Annotated in this window: 12 protein-coding genes; 9 read left to right on the top strand and 3 right to left on the bottom strand. The window is 38.6% G+C overall.

The genetic code is table 11. The annotated features are described in order from the left end of the window. The first annotated feature begins 200 nt into the window (after positions 1-200). The 3 genes from EDD71_RS10370 (at position 201) to EDD71_RS15940 (ending at position 3,547) form a co-directional block, all read left to right on the top strand. Entirely contained in the window at positions 201-1,445 is a 1,245-nt protein-coding gene (locus EDD71_RS10370) for a VanW family protein (RefSeq protein ID WP_133628671.1), read from the top strand. A gap of 329 nt (positions 1,446-1,774) precedes the next feature. After that, positions 1,775-3,295, top strand: coding sequence for a glucose-specific PTS transporter subunit IIBC (gene ptsG, locus EDD71_RS10375; RefSeq protein ID WP_133628672.1), 1,521 nt, complete (start codon positions 1,775-1,777; stop codon positions 3,293-3,295). Between the two features lie 117 nt (positions 3,296-3,412). Then, a complete protein-coding gene (locus EDD71_RS15940; protein WP_279233023.1) occupies positions 3,413-3,547 on the top strand; it encodes a hypothetical protein in 135 nt (44 codons plus the stop codon). Between the two features lie 63 nt (positions 3,548-3,610). Here EDD71_RS15940 and EDD71_RS10380 read toward each other — a convergent pair whose 3' ends face one another. The 3 genes from EDD71_RS10380 to EDD71_RS10390 form a co-directional block, all read right to left on the bottom strand. Then, complete coding sequence (locus EDD71_RS10380) at positions 3,611-4,174, bottom strand: GDSL-type esterase/lipase family protein (protein WP_133628673.1); 564 nt, start codon at positions 4,172-4,174, stop codon at positions 3,611-3,613. Positions 4,175-4,644: 470 nt separating this feature from the next. Then, on the bottom strand, positions 4,645-6,345 hold the full coding sequence (locus EDD71_RS10385; protein ID WP_133628674.1) for an ABC-ATPase domain-containing protein: 1,701 nt from the start codon (positions 6,343-6,345) through the stop codon (positions 4,645-4,647). 67 nt (positions 6,346-6,412) lie between these two features. Next, the gene (locus EDD71_RS10390) at positions 6,413-7,645 is read right to left on the bottom strand and encodes an aminopeptidase (protein WP_133628675.1); all 1,233 of its coding nucleotides are present in this window, start codon (positions 7,643-7,645) and stop codon (positions 6,413-6,415) included. Between the two features lie 530 nt (positions 7,646-8,175). Here EDD71_RS10390 and EDD71_RS10395 point away from each other — a divergent pair. The 6 genes from EDD71_RS10395 to folK all read left to right on the top strand — a co-directional run bounded on the left by EDD71_RS10395 (position 8,176) and on the right by folK (position 12,718). After that, positions 8,176-9,354 carry a DNA polymerase IV gene (locus tag EDD71_RS10395; protein ID WP_133628676.1) on the top strand — a complete coding sequence of 393 codons (1,179 nt, stop codon included), beginning with the start codon at positions 8,176-8,178 and terminating at the stop codon, positions 9,352-9,354. 16 nt (positions 9,355-9,370) lie between these two features. Next, positions 9,371-10,045 carry an MBL fold metallo-hydrolase gene (locus EDD71_RS10400; protein WP_133628677.1) on the top strand — a complete coding sequence of 225 codons (675 nt, stop codon included), beginning with the start codon at positions 9,371-9,373 and terminating at the stop codon, positions 10,043-10,045. 259 nt (positions 10,046-10,304) lie between these two features. Further along, entirely contained in the window at positions 10,305-10,682 is a 378-nt protein-coding gene (gene queD, locus EDD71_RS10405; RefSeq protein WP_133628678.1) for a 6-carboxytetrahydropterin synthase QueD, read from the top strand. Further along, entirely contained in the window at positions 10,663-11,433 is a 771-nt protein-coding gene (gene folE2, locus EDD71_RS10410; protein ID WP_133628679.1) for a GTP cyclohydrolase FolE2, read from the top strand. Before queD ends, folE2 begins: the two co-directional genes overlap by 20 nt. Further along, positions 11,430-12,266 (top strand): dihydropteroate synthase, encoded by an 837-nt coding sequence (gene folP, locus EDD71_RS10415; protein ID WP_133628680.1) that lies wholly within the window; start codon positions 11,430-11,432, stop codon positions 12,264-12,266. The genes folE2 and folP overlap by 4 nt, the downstream gene beginning before the upstream one ends. Next, positions 12,263-12,718: a 2-amino-4-hydroxy-6-hydroxymethyldihydropteridine diphosphokinase gene (folK, locus tag EDD71_RS10420; RefSeq protein ID WP_133628681.1), complete on the top strand. Its 456-nt coding sequence runs from the start codon at positions 12,263-12,265 to the stop codon at positions 12,716-12,718. Before folP ends, folK begins: the two co-directional genes overlap by 4 nt. The last annotated feature ends 8 nt before the right edge of the window (positions 12,719-12,726 follow it).

A 12,726-nucleotide genomic window follows, 5' to 3' on the forward strand; every position in this document is an offset into this window, starting at 1 on the left:
CTGGTGCTGATTTTTATATTATGCGCATATATTTTGGTTATTATATAGAACTCTATGGCGATCTAATACCTTTAGAATTTACAAAGATTTATTAACTGTCCCTCCTTCCTCAGCATATTTTCGCTCTGGAATTTACTTTTTAAAGCATAATTTTTTGGTAGATTTAATAAATTTTATAGTAGCAAACGAAGGGAGGGAAAATGAAATTGCGCAAAGGGGAAAAAGTAAGTATTTACCTGTCAATTGCTGCTCTTTGTTTATTCATTATAATTTACATACCTCTTGAAATCGCTACTTTCCTGGACAAACTAATACCTGAGGGTGTATCTATAAACAAAGAAGGTGTTGGGCTTTTGTCCAAGGCCTATGCAAAGGAAATGCTGGAGAAAAAATACAACGAGCCTCTTAAGGACAAAAAAATAGTTTTAAAATATGAAAACAATGTTTTTTCTAAAAGCTACAAAGATTTTAGTCTAAACTATAATATAGAGGAAGCTGTTGAACAGGCATTTTCACATGGAAAAGATGGCGAAAATATTATTGAAAGAACTTTGGACAGGATTATTTCAAAAAACAACGACTACAATATAGAACTTAGTCTTTCCTATGATAGTAGGACCATAGATGAATTCTTGAGCAGTATTTCAAAAAAGATAAACAGAGAGCCGGTAAATGCAAAATTGCTTTTTAAAGGGGACAGGTTTGAAGTGACAAAGGAAGTGGTAGGAAGGCGCGTTGAAGATGATAAGCTTAAAAAGCTCATTAAAGATGCATTAATGTCGAGAGAAGAAAGTATAGATATACCTGTAACTACCATTGAGCCAAAACTTAAATCAGAGGTTCTTTCAAAGGTAAATCAAAAGATAGCAAGCTTTACAACATATTTATCAAATAATCCTAACAGGACAACAAATATAAAAATAGCTGCCAGCCATGTTAATGGAACCCTTCTGCTTCCCGGGGAGGTTTTTTCAGCAGATAAGGCTATAGGGCCAAGAACAGCGGCGAGAGGGTATAAGGAGGCCCCTGTATTTAACAATGGCAAGGTTGATACTGATCTTGCAGGAGGTATATGCCAGGTTTCAACTACCATTTACAATGTGGCACTTCTGGCAAACCTGAAGATAGTGGAAAGACATCCCCACAGTCTTTCTGTGAGTTATGTTCCCCTGGGAAGGGATGCTGCTATATCAGGAGGAGGGCCGGATCTTAAATTTAAAAATACAACTAATTATCCAATATATATACAGACCATTGTAAATGACAGACAAATCACTGTAAATTTTTATGGATTCAATGAACATCCAGAGCGCAGGGTCGAAATTGAAAGTGAAACGGTGCAGTCGAATGGAAAAACCATCTATAAGACCTATAGAAAAGTTTATGAAAATAACAAGCTTATGAATACGGAATTATTGTCATCTGACTCGTATAAGAATCACTGAAAAGGGCACCCTCTAAAACGGCTGTCTTTTTCAAATCCCAAGCCTTGGAACTTCTCTACCAAGGTTGGTAGTGATAATTGCAATATTTATTAAAAATATTTAACATCAAAAATTCTTGCATTTCAAAAAATACCATAATATAATTGAAGTGTAAAACAAAAAAACGACACAAAATGCGATTTTACGTGTTACTGATTCGATCAGGCATGAGTAAAAGGTTAAGTATGATGGGTATCATATTATTATGATACATTCATCTGTATAAACTTTTACTCATGCCTTTTTGTGTTGTATTTGGAATTAAAAAATAAAAAAAGGAGGAAAGACATATGTCAAAGAAGGCTTTTGGTACATTACAGAAAGTTGGTAAAGCATTAATGCTTCCAGTTGCTCTCCTGCCAGCTGCAGGTATTCTGCTTGCTTTTGGCAACATGTTCCAAAACCCTGCCTTTCTTGCAAAGGCTCCAGCATTTAATGCATCATGGATTCAGTTGGTTGCAAGGGTTATGGAGCAGTCTGGAGATATTATATTTGGTAACCTTCCACTCCTGTTTGCAGTGGGTGTTGCTGTAGGACTTGCGGGAGGAGAAGGTGTTGCAGGTCTTGCGGCCATAGTAGGATTTCTTATAATGAATAAGACAATGAGCGTAGTTGCTAATATAACGGCAAATACGCTGGCTACAAAGAATCCAGCCTATGCAAGCGTTCTTGGTATACCAACCCTTCAAACGGGTGTATTTGGAGGTATTATAGTAGGTATTTTGGCATCATCGCTCTACAAAAAATACTATAACATTGAACTGCCACAATTCCTTGGATTCTTCGCAGGAAAGAGGTTCGTTCCAATAGTTACTGCGGCAGCATCAATACTTCTTGGTATTGTGATGGTATGGGTATGGCCTCCAATACAGCATGGACTTGATGCATTCTCACGTTCCATGATAGATGCTAACCAGACATTATCAGCGTTCATATTTGGTTTAATTGAACGTTCATTAATTCCATTTGGACTTCACCATATATTCTACAATCCATTCTGGTATCAGTTTGGAGAATATACAACAAAGGCAGGACAGATTGTACATGGGGACCAGCAGATATTCTTTGCACAGCTTAAGGACGGTGTACCTTTTACAGCAGGTACCTTCATGACTGGTAAGTTCCCATTTATGATGTTCGGTCTTCCAGCAGCGGCCCTTGCTATGTATCATGAAGCAAAGCCTGAAAAGAAGAAGTTCGTTGCAGGTATATTGGCATCGGCAGCCCTTACATCCTTCTTAACAGGTATTACAGAACCAATTGAATTTTCATTCCTATTCGTTGCACCTGCCCTTTTTGCAGTGCATGCAGTATTTGCAGGACTTTCATTTATGGTAATGCAATTGCTAAATGTCAAAATAGGTATGACATTCTCAGGTGGTGTAATAGACTTCATACTCTTTGGTGTAATACCAAATAGAACAGCATGGTGGCTTGTAATTCCTGTAGGACTTGTATTTGCGGTAATTTACTACTTCGGATTTAGGTTTGCCATAAGAACCTTTAATCTCAAGACTCCAGGACGTGAAGACGATGAAGTTGGAGCAAAGAGTGAGGCAGCCGCAGATACGGCAGGCGACCTTCCAAGAAACATTCTTGAAGCGCTGGGTGGAAAGAAAAATATTACTCATCTTGATGCATGTATTACAAGGCTTAGAGTATCCGTAAAGGATATTAAAAATGTTGATAAGGAAAGACTTAAGGCCCTTGGTGCAGCAGGTGTGCTTGAGGTTGGAAATAACGTTCAGGCTATATTTGGGCCAAAGTCAGATCAGCTTAAGGAACAAATTAAAAAGATTGCAGGATTATAATAAAAAGCCTACGGAAAACTTCCGTAGGCTTTTTAAATGATATAGATATTCTTTCAATAAAGCCGTTATACATTAAATTCTTATTTATGGGCACCATAAAGCTTGAGAGGTGATTCTATGCCAACGAGGGATGAAAAAAGAAGAAGGGAATATAAGGAAAGAAAAGAAAACAAGGAGAAAAACCCAGTTGTAGTAGATGTTAAAGACGATATGAGTGACCCTGTAAGGGGACTTCCAAAGGCTCGGATTTGAAAAATGTGAATTTCATATATTTTTTATCGATCCTCAGTACCTGAATTAGCACAACGAGTTAATTTATATTAAATCTATGCTTTTGCACAGAAGCTCGTGTACCTCAGCAGATGGATGTATTCCATCTATATAACAGCCTTCAAAATTGTTGTGGGTATATTCCATAAAAATTTTATAAAAATCGATTATTTGTATATTCTGCTCATGGGCATAATTAAGTGCCCACTTTCTATATTCTTGAAGTTCATAGTTTATCCTATTGTAGTCCGGATAGGAGGACCAGTATTTTTTTGACATATCAGGATAAACCGGGATTTGAATTATAAGCACTGGCAGGATATCGTTTTTTATAGCTTCTTCTATCATAATTTTGACTTTAGGGATTATATGTTTATGGTCATATCCATTTAGAAGGTCATTTGTTCCTCCCATTATGATAACTCTATCAGGTTTTTGAAAAATAACATCCTCCCCAAACCTGAAGAGCATATCGGTGGTTGTATTTCCATTTTGACCTTTGTTTATAATATTTGCATCGAGCTTCTTTTTCAAAAGATCAACCCAGCACTCTCCTTTGTTAACTCCATATCCATATGTTAAACTGTCACCAATGCAAATTATTTTCATAGTAATTGCTCCCTTCGAAACATAATTTAACGCGTTGTGTTATTCTGAAAAGCCAATTGGAATAAAAGCAAAAAATGTCTACAGGCCGATGCTGCGATAAAAAATATATTTCATACACCAGCATGCTTGGCAAAGAAGTTCTAAGGCGAGGAATTTGAAAATGTGAATTTCATATATTTTTTATCGCCCCTATTGTATACATTGCTATCTTTGCATACTATATGAAAAGCTAAAAAAATCCACTGCTATGATTATATAATAAAACTCCGTGATAAAAAACTTGTAAAGGAAATGACTATAAATTGCTACTTCTGCTTCCATGGATTAGCCGCAGTAAGTAATGCTTACTTACTGCGGCAGTGCAGAATATGAAAAAGATTGCATGGGCGTTAGCCTAATTATTTTTTGAAAATCATGTGGTTTATCAACAATCTGAACAAACTGCTACCTAAAGGATAGCAGTTTATTTTTTACTTTACCTGCAGGCTGCGCATTCTGTTAATTGCTGCGGAAAGCTCAAGTTTTCTTGGAAGGGCAAGGTCTCCCGGATGCTTTCCAAAGTAGGGCGAGATGATATCAAGCCCCTTTTCATCTATGTCTCTATACAGCATATCTATAACGTCATGAAGGGGGGCAGAGTCCTTAAGCAGTTTGTTATATATGTATCTTATCATATAGGCTATTGAGCGGGTCTGGCTTTCATCTACAAGCTGTTCTACAAAGGAAAGGTTTATTATACCTGTTCCGTAGATAATAGTATGGAGTCCCTTCGTATCCACCTTTTCCTTTTTATCCGCCAAGGGATTAAGACCCTGTTTTTTGATATAGCGCGGAGTGATGTAATTAAAATTATCATCTATTTGGGACTTTCTCATATTTTTTATGCTGTTTGATATTTCCTTTGCCTTCAATGTAACATCAAAGGGTATGTATTCATCCATCATGATTACATTATCGGCAACGTCGAAGTAGTCACCTGAGCCTCCGATGACAAGTATTGTTGACACTTTATGCTCCTCATAAAGCTGCCTTACCCTGTCAATAAATGGGGTGATGGGTTCCTTATCCTTGCTTACAAGCTGCTGCATCCTTGCATCCCTTATCATGAAGTTGGTAGCACTTGTATCCTCATCTATGAGCAAAACCTTGCATCCTGCCTCAAGGGCCTCAATTATATTGGCCGCCTGGGAGGTGCTTCCGCTGGCATCCTCCGTTGAAAACCTTGTTGTATCCTTTTCAAAGGGAAGATTATTTATAAAGGGTGATATGTTTACCTTTTCAATCCTTCTTCCGTCTTCAGCCCTTATTTTAAATGCGGTATCGTTGGTTATCACATATTCCCTTCCATCTCCGGGAATATGGTTATAGACACCCCTTTCTATTGCGTTGAGGAGTGTGCTCTTTCCGTGATATCCTCCTCCCACTATAAGGGTTACACCTTCAGGTATTCCCATTCCCTTTATTGAACTGCCATCGGGCAGGGGTATTTCAATTTCAAGGGAAGAGGGCGAATGGAAGGGGACTGCCCTGCCGTTTTTAAGTGGAAGGTCGCTTATGCCGCTTTCCCTTGGAAGTATTGAATCGTTTCCTATGAAGCAGACATAATTGTTGTCCCTCAAGAAGTTTCTTATGGCATTTTGATTGTCGGACAGGACTAAATGCTTCATCAAAAGCCTTTCATCGAATTTAAGAAGGGCATCCTTAACTAATGAGGGTATTACCCTGCACAAAAGCTCCTCTGCATTACTTCCAAGTATGGTTCTTCCGCTGGCGGGAAGACCTATGGAAAGACGAACTTCAACTCCCTTAGACCCTACCTTTACGGATGTCCTTTCAAGAACCTCCTGACCGGGTCTATCAATGAATATCAAACCGCTTTTCCCTGTACCACTTCTATCCTGTTTAAAGCCTTTAAGCTTTATTACCATTTGCCGTGTTAGAAAATCCTCAAAGGCTATCCGTCTATGTTTTAAATTGTACCATTCTTCCTTGTATTTTGTTACGTCCTTTGGAAGTTCTACTCTTATTCTGGAGGGGTTGGCAAATGGATCAGGCTGCACATAGTCTATATGAAGAAGATAATCATCCCCTTTATAGGTACCAGTAATTTCCTTATATGCTTTATATCCTTTTCTATCGATTTCAACGAGTTTATTCCTTAAACGATTCAAATGAAGTACCTCCTTGGAATAGTTTATATATGATGCATCGAAGATTTTCTATTTTAATTTCTATATGCTAAAATGCCCAGTTTCCTTTTCTAAATACAGCTACCCTTTTACCATCTGCAGTTTCTCCATCAATATCCAGATCCTTTGAGCCTATCATAAAGTCAACGTGGATTAGGCTTGTGTTAGCACCGTTTTTTTCAAGTTCTTCCTTCGACATTTCAGCCCCACCCTCAATGCATAGAGGATATGCAGAGCCTATTGCAAGGTGGCAGGAAGCATTCTCGTCAAACAGCGTGTTGTAGAAGATCACTCCGGAATTCGATACAGGAGAATTGTGCGGTACAAGGGCAACCTCTCCTATGAAGTGTGAACCCTCATCGATTTCTATAAGCCTCTTTAAGGTATCGTAGCCCTTTTCTGCTGTGAAATCAATTATCCTCCCATTTTCAAAGGTAAGGGTGAAGTTTTCTACGACGTTTCCTCCGTAGTTTAGTGGCTTTGTACTTCTAACTGTGCCGCTTATACCTGTTCTTAAGGGCACTGTAAACACCTCTTCCGTTGGCATGTTGGGAACGAAGTAAACACCCTTTTCATTTGTAAGGCCTCCCCCTGTCCATATATGTTTTTCAGGAAGCTCTATTATAAGGTCTGTACCTTCAGCTCTGTAGTAAAGCTTTTTAAATTTTTTATTGTTTAAATAGTTGAGCTTATTATTGAGATTTTCTATATGTTCCTTCCATGCTTTAACAGGGTCCTCCGTATCGACCCTTGTAACCTTGAATATATTTTCCCAGAGACTTTCAATTCTTTCTTCTTTAGAAAGGTTCGGAAAAATTTTAGCCGACCATTCCTCTGTAGGAACGGATACTATTGCCCAGCTTACCTTTCCTGCCTGTATGTACTTTCTATATTCCTGAAGAGCTTGAGCCCTTGCCTTGTTTGCTGTGGCAACCCTTTCAGGATCAACGTCTTTTAAAAGGTCAGGATTTGAGGCCGAGATGCTTAAAAATGCTGCACCTTCCTTTGCCATTTCCTCGTAGCCCTTGGCCTTCCAAAGTGGATATTCCTTAAAGGCCTCATCGGGGGCATTCATAAACTTTATAAGAGTAAGCTCCTCGTCACTCCATTCAACATGGACATTTTTAGCACCTGCTTCATAGGCCTTTTTTGCAGCCCGTCTTACAAAATCAGCTGATTCAATGGGGGCCATTATCACAAGGGTCTGGCCTGGCTGTATATTTATACCAACCCTTACAGCAAGCTCAGCATATTTATCAAGCTTTTCATTAAATTTTTCCATGCAAGCACCTCCATGCTAATAAGTTTTATTTATATTCTACCATTATGTGGATTAATGTAAAAGTTTCACAGAAAGATTGATTTAATCCGTTGTGCTACTCTGAAAAGTTCATTGGAATAAAAGTAGAAAGCATGTACAGACCGGCGCTGCGATAAAAAATATATTTCATTCACCAGTACGCTTAGCAAAGAAGTTCTATGGCTTTTGATTTGAAAAATCAAGAACTTTCGTTAAACTCGCTTCTCTTAAGTCACGAAAGTTCTAGGATTTTTCTGTATCCCTTCGCCAAGAACTTCTAATTGCCCGCTTTATGTGAATTTCATATATTTTTTATCTCCGCTTAGGTACTGCAAAACGTTTTTCATAATCTTGTGGTGAAATTTATTTCATGTATAGCTAGTTCAGGGGCTGGGGGTTGATAAAAAATATATAAAAATCGTTAAAGGGACCGTATACAGCTGCACGTGCCTTGTGAAGCGCCGTTATTTATTGGTATAATTTGAAGTGAAAAATATTTGGGCGGTGAGGATATGAGAAGGCTTGTTTTTCTTGTTGATATGAACGCCTTTTACATAGCCTGTGAAATGGCAAGAAACCCAAAGCTCAAAGGTAGGCCTGCTGCTGTTGCGGGGGACCCTAAAAATAGAAGTGGAATTATACTTTCACCAAATTATGATGCAAGAAAATATGGGATTAAGACGACAATGCTCGTTCATGAGGCGGCAAAACTTTGCCCGGATATAGTTTTTGTGCAGCCGGATCATTCCTATTATAATAGTATGTCGAGAAAGGTTATGAATATACTTTCAAGATATTCCCCTGTAATACAACAAAACAGCATAGATGAGGCTTGGCTTGATTTAACAGGTTGCGAGGCTCTTTTTGGAAAACCTGTGGAAATCGCTGAAAAAATTATGAGCGATATACAAAATGAGCTTGACCTATGGTGTTCAATAGGTATTTCGGAAAATAAGTTCCTTGCCAAGATGGCGTCGGAGATGAAAAAGCCCCTTGGAATAACGGAGCTTTGGCGGAGTGATATAAAGGAAAAGATGTGGCCCCTTAAGGTCGGAGATATGTACGGCGTTGGAAGGCAGACAGAGAGAAAGCTTAACAACCTTTCCATATATACAATAGGCGATTTGGCAAAATGTCACATTGGAATTTTAATAAAGGAGTTTGGAAAATACGGAGAGGAACTTCACAGGCTTGCAAACGGAATAGATAATTCACCCGTTGAAGAAAATCCACATCATGACAATAGATCAATAAGCAGATCTACAACCCTTCCGAAGGATACCATCGATATGGAATATTTAAAGACTATATTACTTGAGCTTTCTGAGGAGGTAGGGCTTGAGGCAAGGAGACAGGATTATAAGGGGAAAACGGTTTATATCATAATAAAGTATAGCGATTTTCAAACTATAACAAGACAAAAATCAGTGGCACCAACATATTTAACAAGGGAAATATATGAAACAGGGGTTAAACTTCTTAGGGACAACTGGAATGGAACAAGACCAATAAGATTAATTGGCATAGGTATTGGAGGCCTTGAAGAGGATGGCATGAAGCAGATTTCGTTATTCGATATGGCAGGAGATAGAAGCAGTATTAAAAAGGAGGAAAAGCTTGAAAGGGCCCTTGATACAATCAAGGAGAAGTATGGCTTTGATTCTATTAAGAGGGCAAGGCTGTTAAAATAATGTTTTGGAGGTACCTATGAAGATCCAGAGGATTGGTAAAAGAGGAATGATATTTACATTCGACGATTTGAAGGATGGGTTTGGATGTATAACAAACGTATATGTTATCAGGGGTAGAAGGCATATCTTTATATGCGATACCTATTTAGGTCCTGAGCCTATGAAGGGAATTATGTCATATGTTGAAGCAAATTTTGATAAAAGGCCCATTATAGTCTTCAACTCCCATTCCGATTGGGACCATATATGGGGAAATTGCTTCTTTAAAACAAACACGATTATAGCCCATAGGCTGTGCAGGGAAAGAATAGTAGAAAATGGCCATAGAGAGCTTTGTGAGTACAGAGATTTTCACAGGGGCAAGGTAGAACTTGTACCTCCAAACCTGACCTTTGACAGCCAAATGGATTTTGTAGAGGATGGAGTTAAATTCTTCTACAGTCCGGGGCATACAGAGGATTCAGCCTCCTGCTTTGATATGGAGGATAAGATTTTATATGCAGGGGATAACCTTGAGAGGCCCACTCCATTTCTACAGTGGAATGGACTTCAAACATATATAGTTACGCTGAAAAACTATTTAAAATTAAATTTTGAAGCAATTATTCCATCCCACAGTGAAATAAGCGGAAAAGATATTATTATCAATAATATGGAGTATATATATTCAAGGATACACCGAGGAATATGAGAAAGGGATATACAGGCAAATCATTTTTCAAATCCCAAGCCTTAGAACCTCTGTGCGCAAGCGTAGTTGTGAGAGCAATATATTTTTTATCGCAGCTTATTAAAAAAGAACTAGCACAACAAGTTAATACATAGTTCTTATATTTAACATTACTTCCCCACAGGGAAAGGTCGGCTATACGAATCATCTCTATTTTATTTGCTCTGTTTAGAAAAAATAGTGTATAATCTTGTTAAAATGACGCAATGGAGTGAGGAATATGATACTTATTAAGGAGTTTGAATTTGATGCAGCCCATAATCTTGTGAAGTACCACGGAAAGTGTGAGAGGCTGCATGGACATACTTATAAATTAGTGGTTAAGCTTGAGGGAACACCGGACAGCGAGGGTATGGTTTTTGATTTTGTGGAACTAAAAAGGATTGTTAAGGAAAAGGTTGTAGATAAATTTGATCATGCCTATATTAACGATATTATTTCACAGCCTACCGCTGAAAACATAGCTGTTTATGTTTGGAATGAGCTTGTGGAGGTATTGAAAAGGAGCAACTGCAGGCTCTACGAGGTAGAGGTATGGGAAACAAAAACCAGTGGAGTTATATACAGGGGGGAAGCCCATGAGAGACTTGCAGAGTGAAAAGGATTTGAGAAATATACCCCTTAAAAAAGTTGGAATTAAAAATTTGAAATGGCCTGTAACGGTTATGAATAAGTATGATGAAGTTCAACACACGGTAGCGGAAATGGAACTCTCCGTCGACCTTCCGCACGATGTCAGGGGAGTCCACATGAGCAGGTTCGTTGAAGCTGTCAAAGAGATGAAGGGGCTGTCTTTAGGGGATATCGAAACTATGCTTGAAAATCTAAGGCAGAGGCTTGAAGCAAAGGTTGCCCACTGCAGGATTGATTTTGACTACTTTATAAAAAGAAAGGCTCCTGTAACTGAAATTCCATCTCTGTATGACGTCAGGTGCAGCTTTGATTGTGAAAAGGGAGAGGATTTTAAATTTGTTATGGGCATCGTCGTGCCAGTAAGTACTCTTTGTCCCTGCTCCAAGGAAATAAGTGATTATGGTGCCCACAATCAGAGGGCAACTATACACATAAATGTTGAAGTGGATAGGGACATCTGGATTGAGGATATCGTAAGGATTGCCGAGGAAAGTGCAAGTACCCCGATATTCTCCCTTCTTAAAAGGCCTGATGAAAAATGGATAACCGAACGGGCTTACATGAACCCAAAGTTCGTTGAAGATGCTGCAAGGGATGTAGCCATAAGGCTTGAGAACTACCAGGGGGTTAAGTGGTACAGTGTTCATGTTGAAAGCCAGGAAAGTATACACAACCACAATGCCTTTGCATATACGGAAAAGAAGGTGGAGATATGAGATATATAACTTTGAGGGATGGAAGAAGATATAATTTTGATAGAATGAAAATAATGGGTATAATTAATGCCACGTATGACTCCTTTTATAAGGATTCAAGGGTAGTGGACCTTGAGGATGCCATCGCAAAAGTAAAAAAGATGATAGAAGAAGGGGCGGATATTATCGATGTTGGAGGAGAATCCACAAGGCCGGGTGCAGACCCGGTAAGCACGGAGGAGGAAATACGAAGGGTTATACCTCTAATTAGAGAGATTAAAAAAATAAACAGCAGCATTCTTATATCCGTCGACACATACAGGGCAAAGACCGCCGAAGAGGCTATAAGGGCTGGTGCGGATATTATAAATGATATTAGTGCCATGGAATTTGATGAGAATATGGCTGAAGTGGTAAGGGAGTACAAGGTTCCAGTAATTCTAATGCATATTAAGGGCACTCCTAAAAATATGCAGGACAATCCCGAATATAAAGATGTTGTAAAGGAAGTAAAGGATTATTTTGAAGAAAGGGTTAACTATGCAGTATCAAAGGATATAGACCTCAATAAGATTATTCTTGACCCTGGAATAGGTTTTGGGAAAAAGTTTGAGCATAACATAGAACTTATAAAAAATATAGAGAAATTAAGGGTTTACAATTTACCAATGCTTCTTGCAGTTTCAAGGAAATCAAGTATAGGAATTGCCCTTGGAAACCTGCCCCCCGAGGAAAGGCTTGAGGGAACCATCGCTGTAACCTGCTTTGCAGCACTAAAGGGAGTTGAGATGGTTAGAGTCCATGATGTAAAGGAAAACAAAAGGGCTGCACTGATGATTGAGGTGTTAAAATGAATAGAGTGTATATTGCCTTTGGAAGCAATATAGGTGACAGAAGAAAGGCGGTAGATGAAGCATTGAGTCTAATTGAACAGAGGGGCATGAGTATAATAAAAAAATCCGGGATATATGAAACAGAACCCTATGGCTATAAAAATCAGCCGCCGTTTATAAATGGTGTAATAGAAGTAGAAACCAGCTTAAGCTGCAGGGAGGTATTGAAGGAACTTCTCGATATCGAAGCAGGCCTTGGAAGAGTTAGGGAATTTAAATGGGGACCCAGGATAATAGATCTGGATATAATCTTCTATAATGACGAGGTTTATAATGAGGAGGACCTTAAGGTGCCACATCCGGATATGCATAACAGGGAATTTGTCTTAAAGCCTCTCTGTGACATTGCACCGGATTTTATGCATCCCATTTTAAACAAAAGAGTTATAGAACTTTATCAAGAATTAGGATAATGGAAGAA

The sequence above is a fragment of the Fonticella tunisiensis genome, assembly GCF_004364155.1.
Taxonomy (GTDB): Bacteria; Bacillota; Clostridia; order Clostridiales; family Caloramatoraceae; genus Fonticella; species Fonticella tunisiensis.